Source organism: Azospirillum soli (assembly GCF_017876165.1).
In the GTDB taxonomy this organism is placed as follows: Bacteria; Pseudomonadota; Alphaproteobacteria; order Azospirillales; family Azospirillaceae; genus Azospirillum; species Azospirillum soli.
In genome coordinates this window covers 160639-179430 of the sequence record NZ_JAGINQ010000002.1, presented here as the reverse complement: position 1 = coordinate 179430, position 18792 = coordinate 160639, and the positions used below count along the sequence as shown (strand labels likewise).

General features: G+C 68.7%; 19 protein-coding genes. 6 read left to right on the top strand and 13 right to left on the bottom strand.

What is annotated here, in order from left to right:
* Positions 1 to 33: 33 nt before the first annotated feature.
* From J2852_RS03825 to J2852_RS03800, 6 genes are all read right to left on the bottom strand, one after another.
* Positions 34 to 288 carry a hypothetical protein gene (locus J2852_RS03825; protein WP_209871207.1) on the bottom strand — a complete coding sequence of 85 codons (255 nt, stop codon included), beginning with the start codon at positions 286 to 288 and terminating at the stop codon, positions 34 to 36.
* A 5-nt stretch (positions 289 to 293) separates the two neighbouring features.
* The gene (locus J2852_RS03820; RefSeq protein ID WP_209871204.1) at positions 294 to 731 is read right to left on the bottom strand and encodes a DsrE family protein; all 438 of its coding nucleotides are present in this window, start codon (positions 729 to 731) and stop codon (positions 294 to 296) included.
* Between the two features lie 26 nt (positions 732 to 757).
* Positions 758 to 1546 carry a HesA/MoeB/ThiF family protein gene (locus tag J2852_RS03815; RefSeq protein WP_209871201.1) on the bottom strand — a complete coding sequence of 263 codons (789 nt, stop codon included), beginning with the start codon at positions 1544 to 1546 and terminating at the stop codon, positions 758 to 760.
* 66 nt (positions 1547 to 1612) lie between these two features.
* Positions 1613 to 2419, bottom strand: coding sequence for a hypothetical protein (locus J2852_RS03810; protein ID WP_209871198.1), 807 nt, complete (start codon positions 2417 to 2419; stop codon positions 1613 to 1615).
* Positions 2420 to 2668: 249 nt separating this feature from the next.
* Positions 2669 to 3628, bottom strand: coding sequence for a cysteine synthase A (gene cysK, locus J2852_RS03805; RefSeq protein ID WP_209871196.1), 960 nt, complete (start codon positions 3626 to 3628; stop codon positions 2669 to 2671).
* A 74-nt stretch (positions 3629 to 3702) separates the two neighbouring features.
* Complete coding sequence (locus J2852_RS03800) at positions 3703 to 4158, bottom strand: RrF2 family transcriptional regulator (RefSeq protein WP_209871192.1); 456 nt, start codon at positions 4156 to 4158, stop codon at positions 3703 to 3705.
* Between the two features lie 273 nt (positions 4159 to 4431).
* On the opposite strand from J2852_RS03800, the gene exbB reads away from it, so the two are divergent.
* The 3 genes from exbB to J2852_RS03785 are packed head-to-tail and all read left to right on the top strand — an operon-like array spanning position 4432 to position 6536.
* Positions 4432 to 5280 (top strand): tonB-system energizer ExbB, encoded by an 849-nt coding sequence (gene exbB / locus J2852_RS03795; protein WP_246499284.1) that lies wholly within the window; start codon positions 4432 to 4434, stop codon positions 5278 to 5280.
* Between the two features lie 6 nt (positions 5281 to 5286).
* On the top strand, positions 5287 to 5718 hold the full coding sequence (exbD, locus tag J2852_RS03790; RefSeq protein WP_209871189.1) for a TonB system transport protein ExbD: 432 nt from the start codon (positions 5287 to 5289) through the stop codon (positions 5716 to 5718).
* Positions 5715 to 6536 (top strand): energy transducer TonB, encoded by an 822-nt coding sequence (locus tag J2852_RS03785; RefSeq protein ID WP_209871187.1) that lies wholly within the window; start codon positions 5715 to 5717, stop codon positions 6534 to 6536. Before exbD ends, J2852_RS03785 begins: the two co-directional genes overlap by 4 nt.
* Before the next feature lie 15 nt (positions 6537 to 6551).
* Here the strand turns inward: J2852_RS03785 and dut are convergent, their stop codons facing one another.
* Positions 6552 to 7022, bottom strand: coding sequence for a dUTP diphosphatase (gene dut, locus J2852_RS03780; protein ID WP_209871184.1), 471 nt, complete (start codon positions 7020 to 7022; stop codon positions 6552 to 6554).
* Between the two features lie 12 nt (positions 7023 to 7034).
* Complete coding sequence (gene coaBC / locus J2852_RS03775) at positions 7035 to 8267, bottom strand: bifunctional phosphopantothenoylcysteine decarboxylase/phosphopantothenate--cysteine ligase CoaBC (protein WP_209871181.1); 1233 nt, start codon at positions 8265 to 8267, stop codon at positions 7035 to 7037.
* A 291-nt stretch (positions 8268 to 8558) separates the two neighbouring features.
* Between coaBC and J2852_RS03770 the strand changes: the two genes are divergently transcribed.
* Positions 8559 to 9962, top strand: a complete 1404-nt coding sequence (locus J2852_RS03770; protein ID WP_209871178.1) for a sigma-54-dependent transcriptional regulator — start codon at positions 8559 to 8561, stop codon at positions 9960 to 9962.
* Between the two features lie 373 nt (positions 9963 to 10335).
* Positions 10336 to 10545 (top strand): cold-shock protein, encoded by a 210-nt coding sequence (locus J2852_RS03765; protein ID WP_209871175.1) that lies wholly within the window; start codon positions 10336 to 10338, stop codon positions 10543 to 10545.
* On the opposite strand, the gene J2852_RS03760 is transcribed toward J2852_RS03765, so the two are convergent.
* Genes J2852_RS03760 through J2852_RS03740 form a run of 5 tightly spaced genes read right to left on the bottom strand, consistent with a single transcriptional unit; the run spans position 10529 to position 17757 of the window.
* Positions 10529 to 13783 carry a PAS-domain containing protein gene (locus J2852_RS03760; protein ID WP_209871172.1) on the bottom strand — a complete coding sequence of 1085 codons (3255 nt, stop codon included), beginning with the start codon at positions 13781 to 13783 and terminating at the stop codon, positions 10529 to 10531. The two genes, J2852_RS03765 and J2852_RS03760, sit on opposite strands and share 17 nt — an antisense overlap.
* Before the next feature lie 33 nt (positions 13784 to 13816).
* A complete protein-coding gene (locus J2852_RS03755) occupies positions 13817 to 14809 on the bottom strand; it encodes a metal ABC transporter permease (RefSeq protein ID WP_209871169.1) in 993 nt (330 codons plus the stop codon).
* A complete protein-coding gene (locus tag J2852_RS03750; protein ID WP_209871166.1) occupies positions 14806 to 16008 on the bottom strand; it encodes a metal ABC transporter permease in 1203 nt (400 codons plus the stop codon). Before J2852_RS03750 ends, J2852_RS03755 begins: the two co-directional genes overlap by 4 nt.
* On the bottom strand, positions 16005 to 16802 hold the full coding sequence (locus J2852_RS03745; protein ID WP_209871163.1) for a metal ABC transporter ATP-binding protein: 798 nt from the start codon (positions 16800 to 16802) through the stop codon (positions 16005 to 16007). Before J2852_RS03745 ends, J2852_RS03750 begins: the two co-directional genes overlap by 4 nt.
* A 16-nt stretch (positions 16803 to 16818) precedes the next feature.
* Positions 16819 to 17757: a metal ABC transporter solute-binding protein, Zn/Mn family gene (locus tag J2852_RS03740; RefSeq protein WP_246499283.1), complete on the bottom strand. Its 939-nt coding sequence runs from the start codon at positions 17755 to 17757 to the stop codon at positions 16819 to 16821.
* A 240-nt stretch (positions 17758 to 17997) separates the two neighbouring features.
* Between J2852_RS03740 and J2852_RS03735 the strand changes: the two genes are divergently transcribed.
* Positions 17998 to 18729: an SAM hydrolase/SAM-dependent halogenase family protein gene (locus J2852_RS03735; RefSeq protein WP_209871157.1), complete on the top strand. Its 732-nt coding sequence runs from the start codon at positions 17998 to 18000 to the stop codon at positions 18727 to 18729.
* Positions 18730 to 18792 lie beyond the last annotated feature (63 nt).

Here is an 18792-nt window from a genome sequence, read left to right as displayed (position 1 = left end):
GGGAGGAAGGGGGCTCGTCGCAACCCCTTTTTGCTATAGATGCAGCAAGTGGATTGCCTCGCGCAGGATCGCCACCTTCGGCGCGAATCGCCGTGCCTTGTCGCTGTCCTCGATGAAGCCGATCATAATCCCCAAGGCATGCGCGACCCCGGCTGCAAGTCCCGGCTGCGCCTTCACGCGCCGCACCAGATCGGTCAGGTCGGCCTCGTAAGGCTTGCCCTCGAACCCGTCCGCCGCGATTGCCTCGAACCGGTTCGCATACTCGATCACCAACCCCGTATCGGTCATCGCGGTCACACGAACAGCATGGTGCCCGCCTGCGGGGCGTCGTTCAGGAAGGTGACCACGCCGCCGGTCTTCACCGGCACATCCGCGCGCAACGGCGTGCCGGTGGGCAGGCCCAAGGCCTTCACGCCCATTTCGCAGACCATGAAGGTCACGTTCAGCGCCACGCAGGCGCCCAGCAGTTCTTCGAACCCGGCCAGCCCGTTGGAGCCGAACCACTGGTCGCGCTCGGCCGGGGCGCTGCCGTCGTCCGCCGGGTCCAGACCGTGCCAGCCCGGCGCGCCCGCCCCGCTCTCCGCCAGCAGCGTCCGCAACGCGCGGCCGGTGAAGAACAGCGTGACCTTGCGGTTGGTCGCCGCCGCCGCGCTCGCCATCACCAGGGCGTAATGCACCCGGTCGAAACCGCCGGCGAAGACGACGATGGACAGGCTTTCGGGTCCCTGCATGGGAGGACGCCCCTATCGTGCGCCGCTCAGTGAGCGGAAAGGTCGTGGATGGTCGGGTGGGTGCCGCACAGCGGGCATTCGGGGTCGCGCTTGACCGTGATGCGCTGGTAGGACGCGTACAGCGTGTCCATCATCAGTAGGCTGCCCGACAGGCTCTCGCCGATGCCCAGCACCTCCTTCAGCACCTCGGTCGCCTGGAGCGAGCCGATGAAGCCGGCCAGCGCGCCCAGCACGCCGCCTTCGGAGCAGGACGGCACCATGCCGCGCGGCGGCGGTTCCCGGAAGATGCAGCGATAGCAGGGGTGCGGGTCGCCCAGATGCGCCTTGAAGGTGGACACCTGCCCGTCAAAGCGCAGGATCGCCGCCGACACCAGCGTCTTCTTCGCCAGATAGCAGGCGTCGTTCAGCAGGAAGCGTGTGGCGAAGTTGTCCGACCCATCGGCGACGATGTCATAGCGCTGGATCAGGTCCAACGCGTTGTCGCGGGTGATCCGAGTCTTGTGCGTCTCCACCGTCACGTCCGGGTTCAGCGTCCGGATGCGCGCGGCCGCACTTTCCACCTTCGGAACGCCAAGCGACCCTTCGTCGTGGATCACCTGCCGTTGGAGGTTCGACAGGTCCACCGTGTCGTCATCGACGACGCCAATGGTGCCCACCCCCGCCGCCGCGAGATAGAGCAGCAGCGGCGCGCCAAGGCCCCCGGCCCCGACGACCAGGACGCGCGCGCGCAGCAGCGCCGTCTGCCCGGTGCCGCCGACCTCCGGCAGGATGATGTGGCGAGAATAGCGGTGGAGCTGGGTTTCGGTGAAGTCCATGACCGGCAGAATAACGCGGAAGCCCCCACCCCACGCAAGCCTTCATCCCCTTCGGGCGGCCCGATCTCAGGCCAGCAGGCTCATTTTGTAGGGGGTGCTGCCGGTTGTCTTCTTGGAGGAGTCTTCCGCCGCCCACTTGCGCATGCGCTCCTCACGCTCGCGCATGATCTTATCGATGGGGCGCTCCTCCGGCTCGTCGCCCTGAAGGCCGGCGACCTTGGGAACGAAGTTCAGCTGGTAGGGCACCTCGCCCACCACGTTCTTCGGCGGCACGATCACCATTTCGTACTGCCCGGGCTCAAGCTTGAAGCTGGGCTTTTTCAGGATGTCCTGGCCCATGGTTTCCGGCTTCATGGTGTCGCCGGAGGCCACGACCTTGCCGTCCTTGCTCATGACCGCCCAGCGCGAGTAGGGCAGGGTCATGTTGGCGGTGAACTCCCCGCCCTGGACGACGTTCAGCGTGTGCTTCTGCACGCCGGGATCCTGGCCGACGACGGCGCGCGCCGTGCCCTTCATCATGGCGCCGGAACTCAGCATCATGACGTTCTGGCGCTCGGTCACCTCCATCGTGTATTCGCGGTTGTTCACGCCGCGCTGCGACTGCGAGATGACCGCCGTGTAGGTGCCCGGACCGAGCTTGGCGTTGGCCTGCGCGATGTCCTGCTGTGACTTCGCTTCCGCGACGACCTTGTTGTTCTGGTCGACGATCTTGATGTTGGTGTAGGAGTTGTTGATCTTGAAGTTGAACTCACCCGGCTTCGTCACCACGAACTTGCGATAGTCCGTGGACGCGCCGTTGGGACCCCATTCGTTGGTGATGCCCCGGAACTGGAACCAGTTCATCGTGGAGGCATTCGGCAGCGAGACGCCCATGGTGATCACTCCCGATCAGCGTGCACCGAACCACGCCCGGAACAGTGGGGTGGGTGCGCGGTGGCTCGTAACGCAGGCTTCCTAAATTACTAAAATTCAATCTATCTGTCAAATTTCGCCCCTTCTGTGAAAAAGGGCGGAGCATTACCGGCCAACTCTACATCAGGCTGCCGGGTTGCGCAATGTTCGCTGCCCGGTTGCAAAGCCCGCTGGGCCGCGCGAGGTGCGCGGCCCAGCGGGATTCAGCCGTTACTCCAGCCCTTCGAACAGGGCGGTGGTCAGGTAACGCTCGGCGAAGGACGGCAGGATGACGACGATCAGCTTGCCTTCGTTTTCCGGGCGGGCGCCGATCTCCAACGCGGAGGCCAGCGCGGCGCCGGAGGAGATGCCGACCGGAACGCCTTCCAGGCGGGCGACCTTGCGGGCGGTCTCGAAGGCGCGCTGGTTGGAAATGCGCACGACCTCGTCGATCAGATCCTTCTTCAGGATGTCCGGAACGAAGCCGGCGCCGATGCCCTGGATCTTGTGCGGACCGGGCATGCCGCCGGACAGGACCGGGCTGTCCTCGGGCTCGACCGCGACGACTCGGAAGCCGGGCTTGCGGCTCTTGAGAACCTCGCCCACGCCAGTCAGCGTGCCGCCGGTGCCGACGCCGGACACCAGGATGTCCGCCTTGCCGTCGGTGTCCTTCCAGATTTCCTCCGCCGTGGTGTTGCGATGGATTTCCGGGTTGGCGGCGTTCTTGAACTGCTGGAGCATGTAGGCGTTGGGATCGGTGGCGACGATCTCCTCGGCCTTGCGGATGGCGCCCTTCATGCCTTCCGGCGCCGGGGTCAGCACCAGCTCGGCGCCCAGCAGCTTCAGCATCTTGCGGCGCTCGATCGACATGCTCTCCGGCATGGTCAGGATCAGGCGATAGCCCTTGGCGGCGGCGACGAAGGCCAGCGCGATGCCGGTGTTGCCCGAGGTCGGCTCGACCAGGGTGGTGCGGCCCGGCTCGATGGTGCCGGCGCGCTCGGCGGCCTCGATCATGGCGAAGCCGATGCGGTCCTTGACGCTGGCCAGCGGGTTGAAGAACTCCAGCTTGCCGACGATCTGCGCCTTCACGCCGGCATCGGCGGCCAGACGGTTCAGGCGCACCAGCGGCGTGGCGCCCACGGTGTCGAGGATGCTGTCGTAGATTTTGCCGCGGAATTCGGAAGTCGGCATTTTTTCACCCCTCAGCTGTGTGGTTCCGCCCGGTTTTACAACATAAGCGGAATTTACCCGCTTTCCAGGTAGGATTAAATGGTAAAGTCGATGCGGTCTTCCGTCTCGCTCTCCACACCGGCGGTGCGGGCGCGCAGGCAGAGATCCTCGATGGTGATGTCGTCGAGCTTCTTCATGCACTCTTCCTGAAGCTCGGTCCAAAGCGGGCGGACCACCTTGTGGCCGAGAATGGAGCCCGCGGGCTCCTCGATCGGGTCGGTCGCCGTCTCCATGGAACGGACCACCGTCACGATCTCGCCCAGCGTGATGCGCCGCCGCTCCCGCGCCAGACGGTAGCCGCCGCGCGGACCCCGCACGCCGGCCAGGATGCCATCGCGGACCAGCTGTTGCAGCACCTGTTCCAGATAGCGCTTCGGGATGCCCTGGCGGCGGGTGATCTCGCCGGACTGCACCGGTTCGGTGCCGGCGTTGTAGGCGATGTCCAGCACCGCCTCGATGGCGAACATCAGCTTTTTGGAGATGCGGAGCATCACGGGAACTCCTGGCTGAATTGGCCTGCGGGGTTTGTGGGGCCGACGGCTGATCTGTGGTTCGGAATGTTTTTACACTCTGGCATCGGTATTTCGCAAGGTCATTTAGCCGTGCTTTTATCCCCGTTCAAGGGCAAAGGCGGCGGTGCCGTCGTTGAATTCTTCCGGGCATCCACAACGCATTGCACAACGAATTAGCGTGCGAATGCGAGTCGTTCGCAGTATAAGGGCTGCAACGACCGAATGGATTTGAGCTGGAAGGCCTGACCGCCGATGCCCAACGCGTCCCCTTTCCGACCCGCCGCCCTTCTTGCCACCGCGTCTCTCGCCATCGGCGCGCTGATGGCTGCGCCCGTCTGGGCGCAGGAGGCCGCCCCCGCCACGGCTCCAGCGGCAGCCCCCATGGCCGACCCCGTAGCGACCGCGACGCTGCCGCACGACCTGTCCCCCTGGGGCATGTTCATGGCGGCCAGCCCCGTGGTGCAGGCCGTCATGATCGGGCTGGTGCTCGCCTCCGTCGCGACCTGGACCGTGTTCCTCGCCAAGTCGATGGAACTGGCCTCGGCCAAGCGCAAGGCGCGCGCCGCGCTGGCGGCGCTGGACCAGGCGCGTTCCCTGACCCAGGCGGCCGATACGGTCGGCTTCGACACCGGGCCGGCCGGTTCCATGCTGCGCGCCACCTTTGCGGAGGTGCACCAGTCGGCCGATGCGCCGTCGCTCGACGGGCTGAAGGAGCGGACGGAATCCCGCCTGCAGCGGATCGAGGCGGCGGAGGGGCGGCGCATGATGCGCGGCACCGGCATCCTCGCCAGCATCGGCTCGACCGCCCCCTTCGTTGGCCTGTTCGGTACGGTCTGGGGCATCATGACCAGCTTCATCGGCATCGCGAAAACGCAGACCACCAACCTTGCCGTCGTCGCGCCCGGCATCGCGGAGGCGCTGCTCGCCACCGCCATCGGGCTGATCGCGGCCATTCCGGCGGTGGTCATCTACAACGCCTTCTCCCGCTCCATCGGCGGTTACCGGGCGCAGCTGGGCGACGCGTCGGCGGCGGTGCAGCGGCTGCTCAGCCGTGACATCGACCGGCACGCCCTGCCGCGCGCCTCGGCCGCGGCGGAGTAAGGCGCCATGGCCGCCCGCCTGGACAGCGGTTCGGACGGCGACGATCTCGCCGAGAACCACGACATCAACGTCACGCCCTTCATCGACGTGATGCTGGTGCTGCTCATCATCTTCATGGTGGCGGCGCCGCTGGCGACCGTGGATGTGCCGGTGGATCTGCCGGCCTCCACCGCCCAGCCGCAGGCCCGCCCCGACAAGCCGCTGTTCCTGACCATCCAGGCCGACCGCACGCTGTCTGTCGGCGACGCGCCCGTGGCCCGCGAGGCGCTGGCCGGCGCGCTGGATCAGGCCACCGGCGGCGACAAGACGTCCCGCGTGTTCCTGCGCGCCGACCGCAGCGTCGATTACGGTGAGCTGACCGAGGTGATGAACGCTCTGCGCGCCGCCGGCTATCTGAAGATCGCCCTGGTCGGGCTGGACGGCGCGAGCGCCCGATGAGCGCGCCGGCCTTCGATTCGACCATGGACCTTGATGAGCGGCCCATACCGGTGCTGACGCGCTGGGGCAGCAGCCTGGTTCTGGTGCTGGGCGTGCACGCTGTGGCCTTTGTCGGCATGCTGGCGTGGCAGGTGCCCATGGAAGCGATCGCCCCGCCGCCCGCCGCCGTGATGCTGGAGCTCGCCCCGCTTCCGGAGGCCCCGCCGCCGGCCGAGCCGATGGAGCCGCCCCCCCCGACTCTGGAGTCGATCGTTCCCGAGCCGGAACCGCCGCCGGAACCGATCATCGAGCCCATCGTGGAACCGGAGCCTCCGCCCCCCGTGCCGGCGGAGGTGGCGCTTCCCGAACCGCCGAAGCCGAAACCCAAGCCGAAGGAACCGCCGAAGCCGACTCCGCCCAAGGTCGTCGAGCGTCCGCAGCCCCGTCCGGAGGCAAAGGCCGCTCCCCAGGCCACGCCCACGCCGGCCCCGCCGGCTCCCGTCGCGGCGGCACCGGCGCCGGGACCGACCTCCGCCACGGTCAGCCGCAACGCGATGCCGTCCTGGCAAGGTCTCGTGCTGGGTCATCTGGAGCGGCACAAGCGCTACCCCCGCGCCGCCCAGGCCCGCCGCCAGCAGGGTGTCGCCCACGTTCGCTTCACGCTGGACCGCCAAGGCCGCGTGCTGTCGGCGAGGCTGGAAAAGACCTCCGGCCACGAGTCGCTGGACGAGGAAACCGTGGCGATGGTCGAGCGCGCCTCGCCCCTGCCGCCTCCGCCGCCGGAGATGGCTCAGGACCGCATCGAGCTGGTCGTGCCCGTGCAGTTCTTCCTGCGCTGACGCGGGTGTTTGGTGTTACGAAACGCCGGTGGAGCCGAATCCACCGGCACCCCGGTCCGTTTCGTCCAGGCTGTCCACCTCCGCCAGCGTGAACTGCGGGGCGGCGGCGATCACGGCCTGGGCAATGCGGTCGCCACGGCTGATCGGGAACGGTTCGGAACCGAAATTGATCAGGCAGACCGCCACCGGACCCCGGTAGTCGTGATCGACGGTGCCGGGGCTGTTCAGCACGGTCACGCCATGCTTGGCCGCCAGCCCGGAGCGGGGGCGGATCTGCATCTCGTACCCTTCGGGCAGGCCGACCGCGAAGCCGATGGGCACCAGCAGGCGCTGGCCGGGCGCCAGCATGGTCGGATCGCCTTCGGGCACCGCCGCCCGCAGGTCGAAGCCGGCGGCGCCGCCGGTGGCGTAGCTGGGGATCGGCAGGTCGTGGTTGCCCGCAAGCCGCAGGAATCGGACGACCCGCGAACCGCTGTCGTTGCTCACCCGGAATCTCCCTTATGGGGTTTTGTTCTGGAAATGCTGGGCGATGGTATCGGCCAGCCGGGCCGCCACCGCGTCCTTGCCCATGGTCGGCCAGTTCTCGACGCCGCCGTTGCGGATCAGGTGCACGGTGTTGTCCGCGCCGCCAAAGGTCGTCGTGCCCAGGGACACGTCGTTGGCGACGATCCAGTCACAGCCCTTGCGGGCGCGCTTGGCCGTCGCGTACTCCACCACGCTGCCCGTTTCGGCAGCGAAACCAACGACTAACGACGGGCGCTTGGCCCCGGCGTTGGACAGCGTCGCCAGGATGTCCGGGTTCTCGGCCAGCGACAGGGCCGGCGGGCCGCCGCCGTCCTTCTTCAGCTTGCGGTCGGACTCGCCCGCCACGCGCCAGTCGGCCACGGCGGCGGCGCAGACCGCGATGTCCACGGGCAGGGCCGCCTCGCAGGCCGCCAGCATTTCGCGCGCTGTCTCGATGGGGCGCACCGCGCAGCCGGGCGGGTCGGGCAGGTGGGTCGGGCCGGTGACCAGCGTCACCTCGGCGCCCAGCCGGGCCAAGGCCTCCGCGATCGCGTGCCCCTGCTTGCCGGAGGAACGGTTGGCGATGTAGCGCACCGGATCGATGGGCTCATAGGTCGGGCCGCTGGTGACCAGCGCGCGCTTGCCCTTCAGGGGCTTGGGGGCGTCGCGCTCGGTGAAATAGCCGGCGATGGCCTCCAGGATCTCCATCGGTTCGGCCATGCGACCGGGACCGTATTCGCCGCAGGCCATCTCGCCCTTGTTGGGGCCGACCCGACGCACGCCGCGCTTTTCCAGCAGAGCCATGTTGGCCTGGGTCGCGGGATGCTCCCACATGCGCACGTTCATGGCGGGGGCGACCAGCACCGGCTTGTCGGTCGCCAGCAGCACCGTAGCGGCCAGATCGTCGGCCATGCCGGCGGCCATGCGGGCCAGCAGGTTGGCGGTCGCCGGCGCCACCACCAGCAGGTCGGCGTCGCGCGACAGCTGGATGTGGCCCATCTCCGATTCGTCGGTCAGCGACCACAGGTCCTGATAGACGGTGTCCTCGGTCAGCGCCTGCACCGACAGCGGCGTGACAAACTCCGCCCCGGCCTTGGTCAGGACCGCGCGCACCGACGCGCCGCGCTCCTTCAGGCGGCGGATCAGCTCCAGGCATTTGTAGGCCGCGATGCCGCCCGCGATGACGAGCAGGATGCGCTTGCCGGACAGGACGGATGTTTCGGCCATGGATTCCTCGTCCAGAAAGCGATGAAGCAAGAAGCGATGTCGGTTTGATATTCCATCCCCGGAGCCGGGACAAGCGCCGTCCAACCCTATTATTACACGCACATACGTGTGAAATCCTGTTTCAGGAAGGAAACATGGCGTTGCATTTCGTGACATTTCGTTACGGGACACCATTCCGGGTCTTTCGCGGCGGTGGTGGCATCGCGTAGAGTGCATTTTAAGGATTTGGTGCTACCCACCATATCCCCGCTTTCCGTCCCGACCGCCGACCTCCCCAGCATCGAACGGCCCATGGCCCCTGGCACCACGCCCGTCCTGCTCGTCGAAGACACGCCCTCGCTGGCGCGCGTCTACGCGGAATTCCTGAAGAAGGAATCCCATGCCGTCGTCACGGTGGAGACGGGGGCGGAGGCGTTGGACCAACTGGCCGACGGCGCGCCCCGGATCGTGCTGCTGGACCTGCAGTTGCCGGACATGCACGGGATGGAGGTGCTGAAGCGCATCAGCGCCCAGGCGCTTCCCTGCGCGGTCATCATCATCACCGCCCACGGCTCGGTCGGCGTGGCGGTGGAGGCGATGCGCTACGGCGCCTACGATTTCCTGGTGAAGCCCTTCTCGTCGGACCGCCTGACGATCACCGTGCGCAACGCCATGGAACGGCTGCGCCTCGCCCAGATCGTCGATACCTATCAGAAGGATCTGGGCCGCACCCGCTATCACGGCTTCATCGGCTCGTCGCTGTCGATGCAGGCGGTCTACCGGATCATCGACAGCGCCGCCTCGTCCCGCGCCACGGTCTTCATCACCGGCGAATCGGGCACCGGCAAGGAGGTCTGCGCCGAGGCCATCCACCGGCAGAGCCCGCGCGCCGACAGGCCCTTCGTCGCCATCAACTGCGGGGCCATCCCCAAAGACCTGATGGAAAGCGAGATCTTCGGCCACATGAAGGGGTCCTTCACCGGGGCGGTGGCCGACCGCGAGGGGGCCGCGGCGCGCGCCAACGGAGGCACCCTGTTCCTGGACGAAATCTGCGAACTGGCGCCCGACCTTCAGACCAAGCTGCTGCGCTTCATCCAGACCGGCACCTTCACGCCCGTCGGCGGGTCGAAGCTGGAAAAGGTGGACCTGCGCATTGTCTGCGCCACCAACCGCGATCCCCTGCGTGAGGTGGAGGAGGGGCGCTTCCGCGAGGATCTGTATTACCGCCTGCACGTCATCCCCATTCACCTTCCGGCCCTGCGCGAGCGCGAGGACGATGTGCTGGAGATCGCCCGCCACTGTCTGGCCGATTTCGTGCGGGAGGAAGGCAAGGGCTTCGTCCGCTTTGCGCCGGAGGCGGAGCACGCGCTGCGCGTCTACCACTGGCCGGGCAACGTGCGGCAGGTGCAGAACGTGGTGCGCAACATCGTCGTGCTGCATGACGGCGATACCGTGACCCCGGCGATGCTGCCGCCGCCGCTCGGCACCCCGGCGGCGCCGGTGGCAGCGGCCGGCCACGGCCATGGCGCCCACCATCATCCCGCCATCCCCACACCCAAGGCCGTCAAGCCCCTGTGGGAGGTGGAACGCGACGCCATCGAGGAGGCCATCGCCGCCTGCGACGGCAACATTCCGCGCGCCGCCACGTTGCTTGGAATCAGCGCTTCGACCATCTATCGCAAGCGCTTGGCGTGGCAGGCGGAAGGGAAGCTCTGAGAAAAGAGCTTCGTACTCAGTCAATCAGCGCAAGACCATCGAAAGTCTTGGCGAAGCAATGCCAGCCGCTATTGGCTTATTTCTTTGTGACAGTTGTGGCGGCATTGGGCATATGCCCTGAAGCCGCCTTGCCCGTAGGGGCTTTCACCGGCTAGCCTCCCTTCACGTCGTCCTGGTTCGCCAGACTGATACGCCATGATCGGGCACACCGTGATCGGGCACACCGTGATCGGGTACGCCATGATCGGGTGTCGTTCGTGTCCGGCCCCCCGCTAACGATCATCGTTTCGGCCCCAGCCGATCCGCGGCCGTGCGTTTTCGCGCGCGCCGTATCCGACCGCCACCGACCGACTGAGGAGCAGGGAGTACGCTTATGGCCACCGGTACCGTGAAATGGTTCAACACCACCAAGGGTTACGGCTTCATCGCGCCGGAGGCCGGCGCCAAGGACGTGTTCGTCCACATCACCGCCGTGCAGCGGTCGGGTCTGCACGGCCTGTCCGAAGGCCAGCGCGTCCAGTTCGAGGTCGCTCGCGGCAACAACGGCAAGGACGCCGCCGTCAACATCAGCGTGATGGAGTGAAATACCCCTTCGTCCGGTACGCCTCCACGGCTTCGCGGGCCAGGCGGGGGATGTCGCCGCGCAGCGACTCGACCTCGCCGACCGCGTTGTCGCGGCAGGCCTTTTCCAGCGCACGGGCGGCGGCGGACAGGTAACGGGCTCCGAAGGTCCCCGCCGTGCTCTTCAGCGTGTGCGCCTCGTTCGCGAGGCTGGTCAGATCGGCCCCACCGGCCGCGATCCGCTCGGCCCGCGCCAGTGTTTCCTCCACGAATTCCCGGATCACGTCGGCCAGCAGCTCCGCGTCCAAATCCTGGGCGAGCTGGTCCAGAACCTCCGTGTCCAGCAAGTCCTCCTGCACGACCGGCGCGACGGGCCGCGGCGGCAGCCAGCGAGCCACCGTTTCCAGCAGATGCGCGCGGTCGACCGGCTTGGCGACGTGGTCGTTCATGCCGGCGGCGAGGCAGCGCTCGCGGTCGCTGTCCATGGCATCGGCGGTCATGGCGACGATCGGCACGGTCCCGACCGGCGGCGGCAGCCCGCGCAGAACCTGCGTCGCCATGAACCCGTCCATTTTCGGCATGGCAAGGTCCATCAGAACCAGATCGTAGCGCGCGGCCTCGCCCCCGAACGCCTCCCCGAACGCCTCGATAGCCTCGATCCCGTTGCCGGCCACGTCCACGTGGTAGCCGGCCCCGCGCAGCAGCGCGGCGGCCACCAGTTGGTTGGTCGGGCTGTCCTCCACCAGCAGAATGCGCCGCCCCTGGCCGGCGGCGGGCGAGGCCGGAAGCGCTGGTGGCGCCGGTTCGGGCTGGGCGACGCCGGTGAGCGCCGTCAGCAGGCGCGCCGGGCGGGCCGGCTTGGTGACGACGGCGTCGATCCCCGCCGGTCCGGAGATGAACGGGTGATGCGGGGCAAGGCGGACGATCCGCCGCACCCCGGCGGCGCGCAGCCGCTCCACCTCAGCCTCCAGGGCGGGCGATTCGATGCCGCCGACGACTGCCAGATCGGCCGCCAGATCGGCCATGGGCAGGGGCTCTCCCGGACCCTGGGCGGTCACCATGGCCCCCCAGGACCGGATCTGCTCCACCAGCGCCCGCCGGGTGACTGGGTTGGTTTCCAGAACCACCACGCGCCGTCCCGCCAGCGCGTCCCGGCCCGGCGGCGGCGCGGCGGCGGCCTCCACCTCCAGCGGCAGCGTGAACCAGAAGCGGCTGCCTTGCCCGGCGGCGCTTTCGAACCCGATGCCGCCGCCCATCAGCTCGACCAGCCGCTTGGAGATGGCGAGCCCCAGACCCGCGCCGCCGTGCTGGCGCGACAGGCGTGGGTGGACCTGTGAGAACTCCGTGAACAGCTCCGCCTGTGCGTTCGCCGGGATGCCGACACCGGTGTCGGCGATCTCGAAGCCCAGGCACGCCCGATCCTCCCCCGGCGGCGCATCCATTCGCGAAACGGTGACTGCGACGCCGCCCGCGTCCGTGAACTTCACCGCGTTGCCGACGAGATTCAGCAGCACCTGCCGCAGCCGCCCGGCATCGCCGCGCAGCACGGAGGGCAAGCCGGCGGGCACGCAGACGGCCAGTTCGATCCCCTTGGCGCAGGCGCGGGCCGTGTGCAGCTCGACCACGCTTTCCACCAGATCGGCCAGCACGAAACGGCCGGTCTCCAGCGTCAGCTTCCCGGCCTCCATCTTGGAAATGTCGAGGATGTCGTTCAGCATGGACAGCAGCGCCTCGGCCGACTCGCGCGCCGTGCGGGCGTAGGTGCGCTGTTCCTCGCCCAGCGGGCCGTCCAGCAGCAGCCCCAGCATGCCCAGCACGCCGTTCATGGGCGTGCGGATCTCGTGGCTGATCATGCGCAGGAAATCGGACTTCGCCTGGCTCGCCAGCTCCGCCTGCTCCTTGGAAAGGCGGAGCTGCGCCTCGGCGCGGCGGTGCTCGGTGATGTCGCGGACCGAGACCATCGCCATGCTCCGCCCGCGATAGGGGACGTAGCGGGTCTCTCCCCGCACGATCAGGCGGCTGCCGTCGCGGCGCACGCAGCTGGCTTCGAAGGGCGACTCGTCGCGGGCGCGCATGCGCTGCCACGCGAACTCCTGATCCTCGGGCGCCATCAGGCCGGTGACGGCCTGCCCGACCAGCTCTTCCGGGCTGTAGCCCAGCATGGCGGCGGCGGCGCGGTTGGCATCGACGATGACGCCCAGCTCATGCACCAGAATGCCGTCCATGGCGGCGTCGGACAGCTTGCGGAACCGGTCCTCGCTGTCGCGCAGCGCCGTTTCCACGCGGCGGAAGTCGGTGATGTCGGTGTAGGCGATCAGCGCCGAGCCATCGGCCAGCCGGCTGGTGGCGATCTCCAGCACCCGGCCGTTGGGGCGGACACGTTCGGTGCGGCCGTTGCCGTTCAGGTCGACGGCGTCCATCCGCCGGGCCACCAACTCGTCCGGGTCGCCGGACCCGAACTCCCCCCGCACGGCGAGGAAGCGCAGGAAGTCCGTCATGCCGAGCCCCGGCGCCATCAACCCGTCCGGCAGGTCCAGCATCTGAAGAAGCCGCCGGTTGCAGGCGAGGAAACGCCCCTCCGCGCTCCACACCAGCAGCCCTTGCGCCATGGCGCTGAAGGTCGCCTCCAGAAGCTCCGACTTGTGGGCCAGCTCCTCCTCGCGCCGTTTCAGTTCGGTGATGTCGGTGCGGATGCCGACGAAGCCGCCGTCGCTGGTGCGCCGCTCGTCGATCTTGAACCAGCGCCCGTCAGCCATGCGCTGCTCCATCGGCCCTTGCGGGTCGCGGTGGCGGGCGAGGCGGGCAACCACCCACGCGTCGATCCCGTCCGGCGCGCAGTCGGCGAACTGTCGCTCCTCCGCCCCCCGGCGCAGCAGATCCTCGAACCGGACGCCCGGCTCCACCGGTCCGTAGGAGGCGCAGATCTCACGGTAGCGCGCGTTGCACTGGACAAGCCGGTCGTCGGCGTCGAACAGGGCGAAGCCCTCGTTCATCACCTCGATGGCCTCGGCCAGACGGCGGTGCGCCTCGGCCGCGCGCACGTCGGCGGCCTGGGCCTCGGCCCGCGCGCGGTCGGCGGCCTGGCTCTCCCGCCACAGCGCCTGGACCACCAGCAGGGTGGCCGCCAGCATGCCGATCAGCGACCACAGCTGGTCGGCCGACTCGTCGCCAATGATGTGGTTGAGGGTGTGCGCGGCGCTGGCCACGAACAGCAGCAACGCCAGCAGCGTCAGGCCGCTCCAGCGGCGGAGGAAACTCACTTGCGGGGCTCCGCAGGGGAAAGCCCGACAACTTTACGGTCTCCGCCCGTCGGCGGCAACGGCATCGGTTGTGACCAGAGTGCGCAGCCGCCCCACCGCGCGGCGTTTGCCCAGGATGCCGTGCGTCGGCCCGAACAGCACGGCCAGCGCCAGGATCAGCCCGGCCGCGACCGCGATCATTCCGGCGGCGTTCAGCGAATGCTCGGCCCCCAGCCACAGCGGCCCGAACGCCGCCGCACCATAGCCGACGACCGCCGCCAGCACGCCCAGCGCCACGCTCAGCACAAGCTGCACGGCCATCCGGTCGGTCAGCAGCCGCGCCGAGGCCGGCGGGGCGATCAGCATGGCGATGACCAGGATGGAGCCCACCGCCTCGAACGCCGCGATGGCCGTCGTGGCGACCAGCAGCACGACCCCGTAATGAAACAGCCCCGCCGGAATGCCGAGCGTCGAGGCCAGCGCCGGGTCGAAGGTGGTGATCTTCAGCTCCTTGTAGAACAGCACGACCAGCGCCAGACACAGCGCGAACACCGCACCCAGCGTGACCACCTCGCGCGGCATCGCCGCCCAGGCCGCCGGGTCGAGCAGCGAGGCCCAGCCGGTCGGCGCCAGCCACAGGATCGTCTCCAACTGGCCGTACAGCACGCAGTCGGCGTCCAGATCGACACCGCTGGCCGCCGCGCGCTCGATCATCACGACGCCGGCCGCGAACATCACCGTGAAGACCACGCCCATGGCCGCCCCGGACTCCAGCCGGCCCAGCCGCCTTATCGCCTCGATCAGCACGCCGGCCAACGCCGCCGCCGCCAAGGCGCCCAGCATCATTGGCAGCGTCTCGCGCGTTCCGGCCACCAGAAAGCCGGCGACGATGCCCGGCAGCACCGCGTGGCTGACCGCGTCTCCCATCAACCCCTGCCGCCGCAGCACCAGAAAGTTCCCGACCAGCGCGCACGCTGCGCAGACCAGCACCGCCGCGAGCAGGGCGGGGACGTCGATCTGCAAGAATTCCTGGACGGTCAGGGTCATGACGCGCCTCGCTCTTCCAGCATCCGCACCATGTCCACCGGCAGCACGTCGTCGATGGGATCGACGCCCCAGTTGACATGCGCCGGGATCAGGGTTGGATAGTCGGTCAGGAACCGGTCCCACAGGCGGCGGTTGCGCTCGGCGGCCCGCGCCGCTTCCCGTCCGCGTTCGGTCAGCGTTCCGGTGCGGACAAACCCGCGCAGCCCCAACCAAGCCCCCAACATCCCCTTCACCGATCCCCCGCCCAGCAGGACGGACAGCGCCCGCCGCTCGGCGAAATCCAGCCGCAGTCGCGCCTGCCGCAGGGCCACCGCGACCAGCCCGCGCGCCGGGGCGAACAGGAAGCTGACCAGGAAGATCGCCCCCGCCACCAGCACGATGACCGCCCCGGCCGGCAGCTTGGGCAGCAGCGCCGACAGCGTCGCCCCCAGCCACCCGGACAGCGCGCCGATCAGCGCCGCGACGACCGTCAGCGTGGACAGCCGGTCGGTCCAGAACCGCGCGGCGGCCGGCGGCACGATCAGCAGCGCCACCACCAGAATCAGCCCGACCGTCTGCAAGCCGATCACGGTGACCAGCGCCGCCAGTCCCATCAGCAGCAGATCCAGCCGCGCCACCGGCCAGCCCTGCACGGCGGCAAATCCGGGATCGAAGGCCAGCACGCGCAATTCCTTGAACAGCAGCGCGACCGCCGCCGCCGCCGCGGCCGCCAGCAGTCCGATCCCGACCGCCTCCCCCTGCGCCATGGCCGCCGTCTGGCCGAGGATGAAGGTCTTCAGCCCCGCCTGTCCGCCCAGCTCCAGATTCTGGATCAGGCTCAGCAGCACGATCCCCAGCCCAAAGAACACCGACAGCACCGCCCCGATGGCTGCATCCTCGGTCAGCCGCGTGTGGCGGACCAGCGCCTGGATGGTCAGCAGGCCCAATACCCCGCTCGCCACCGCGCCGGCCAGCAGCAGCGGCAGCGACCGCCCCGGCAGGCCCAGCGCCGCCCCGATCAAGAAGGCGATGGCGATGCCCGGCAGCGTGGCGTGGCTCAGCGCGTCGCTGACCAGCGCCCGGCGGCGCAGCAGCAGGAAGGTGCCGACCGTCCCGCCGGCCAGCCCCAGCGCCGCCGTTCCGGCCACCACCACGGCGCTGTTGAAACCGGCCTGGAAGGTCAGGATGCGCCAAGCCTCGTCCATTATAGCGGGAATCACCGGGCCGCCTCCGTGAAGGGCACCGGCTGCCCGCCATAGGTCCGCGCCAGCAGTTCCGGCGTCAGCGTGCGCGACACCGTCCCGTGCGCGACCACCCGCGTGTTCATCAGCAGCACATGGTCGAAATAGTCGGCGACCGTCTGAAGGTCGTGGTGCACGCAGATCACCGTCCGTCCGGCGGCGTCCAGATCGCGGAGAACGTGCAGCACCGCGCGCTCCGTCGCGGCGTCCACCCCGGCGAAGGGCTCGTCCATGAAGTAAAGCTGCGCCTCCTGCGCCAGCGCGCGGGCCAGGAAGACGCGCTGCTGCTGGCCACCCGACAGCTGCCCGATCTGGCGCTTGGCGAAATCGGCCATGCCGACGCGCTCCAGCGCGTGCAGGGCGGCTTCCTTGTGGGCGCGGCTGACCGGGCGGAACCATCCAATTTTGCCGTAGCGGCCCATGGCGACGACGTCCAACGCCGACACCGGGAAGTCCCAATCCACGCTCTCCCGCTGCGGCACGTAACCGATCAGGCGGCGCTGTTTGTCGATGGGACGCCCGAACGCCTCGACCGAGCCCGACACCTTGGGCACCAGCCCCAGGCACGCCTTGATGAGGGTCGATTTGCCGGCCCCGTTCGGCCCGACCACGGCGATCAGGCCGCCCGGCGGGGCCACGTAATCCACGTTCCACAGCACCGGCTTGCGGTGATAGGCGACGGTCAGGTCGCGGATGACCAGGGGGCTCGGCGAGATGGGGCTTGCCTCCTCGGGTGTGGTGCGGCTGCCGGGGGTGCGCCAGAGATACTGCATGGGGATGGCCCTCCGGTCAGCGCTGCGCCAGGGCGAGCTTGCCCTGGAAGCCGGAGGCGGGAGCCTCCCCGCCCAGCGCACGGGCGATGGTGGTGACGTTGTGGTCGATCATGCCGATGTACGTGCCCTCGTACGTGCCCGGCGCACCCATGGCGTCGGAGAACAGCGCGCCGCCCAGCGTCACCGCATGCCCGCGCGCCGCCGCCCCCTCGACCAGGGCGTGCACGTTGCGGTCGGACACGCTGGTTTCCGGAAAGACGGCCGGAACCCGGCGGTCCGCCAGCAGCGACACCAGCCCCTCGATGGCCTTAAGCCCGGCCTCCGACTCCGTGCTGATGCCCTGGATGCCGCGCACCTCGATGCCGTAGGCACGGCCCAGATAGTTGAAGGCGTCGTGCGCGGTCACCAGCACGCGGGCGTTGGCGGGGATGGAGCCCAGCACCCGCCGGGCGTACGCGTCCAAATCCTGCAACTGCTTCCCGTACGCCTCCGCGTTGCGGGCGTACGCGTCGGCGCCCTCCGGGTCGAGGCGGGCCATCGCGTCGCGCACGGCCGGCAGCGTCCGCGCCCACAGGGCGGCGTCCATCCACACATGCGGGTCGTGGGCGCCTTGGAAGTCCGGCGGGCTGAGCAGCCGATCCTCCGGCAGCGTTTCCCCTACGGCAACGACCGTCTTGCCGGACTCGCGCAGCCGGGCGAAGGCGTCGGTCATCTTGCCTTCCAGCAGCAGCCCGTTGACGAACACCGCGTCGGCGCGCAGCAGCCGGGCGGTGTCCGACCGTGTCGGCTTGTACAGGTGCGGGTCCACCCCTTCGCCCATCAGGGCCGATACATCCGCCCGGTCGCCGGCCACCGCGCGCACGAGGTCGGCCACCATGCCCGTGCTGGCAACGACGTTCAGCCGCTTTTCCGCCGCGTGTGCGGTTCCCGCGAACAGTAACGCGGCCAGCGACAACGCCAGCCCCAAACCCCGCAAAACACTGGCGAGGGTCTGTTTCGCAATGGTTTCTGAACATGTGTTCATATTCATGGGTGTCGTCATCGGATTTCAATCGATCAGACGCAAGGCCAAGTAAACGTCGCGCGCAGCATTTGCGTTCCACTGGATATATGAAGCGCATGCGCAGCCCCGCAAGGCCGGCCCTGCTAAAGCTTGCGGCTTACCGGGGGCGGAGACGCGCGCTATATTGGTACGATGATCGTGCTGTTTACGGATTTCGGCCTTGCCGGCCCCTACACCGGACAGGTCAAGGCGGTGCTGGCGGCCTCGGCGCCCGGTGTGCCGGTGATCGACCTGTTCGCCGACGCGCCCGCTTTTGATCCGCAGTTATCGGCTTATCTGCTGGCCGCCTACGCCGTGGAGTTTCCGGCAAGCAGCGTCTTCGTCTGCGTGGTGGACCCCGGCGTCGGCACCGACCGCTGGCCGCTGGTGCTGGAGGCGGACGGGCGCTGGTTCGTCGGTCCGGATAACGGCCTGTTCGAGCTTCTGCGCCGTCGCGCCTCGGCCGTCCGGGCCTGGACCATCGACTGGCGGCCGGAGCGTCTGTCCGCCAGCTTTCATGGCCGCGACCTGTTCGCCCCCGTGGCGGCGCGGCTGGCGAAGGGCGAAGCGGTGCCGGGTTCTCCCATCGATCCGACCCTGATCGCGCGGCCCGACTGGCCGGACGAACTGGCGCGCATCGTCTACGTGGATGTCTACGGCAACGCTATGACCGGAATGCACGCCGCGACGCTGCCGGAAAACGCGGTTCTTCGTGCCAACGGTCGCATCGTCCGGCGCGGCCGGACCTTCGCCGACGTCCCGCCGGGCGAGGCGCTGTGGTACGAGAACTCCAACGGTTTGGCGGAAATCGCCGTCAACCGGGGCCGCGCCGACCGCGATTTCGGCCTGTCGGTCGGTATAGAGGTTGAGGTTCTTTCGTCCTGAAAACGTGGTCGTTTTGGGCCCCCACCCCAGCCCTCCCCCATCTTCGACGGGGGAGGGAGCATA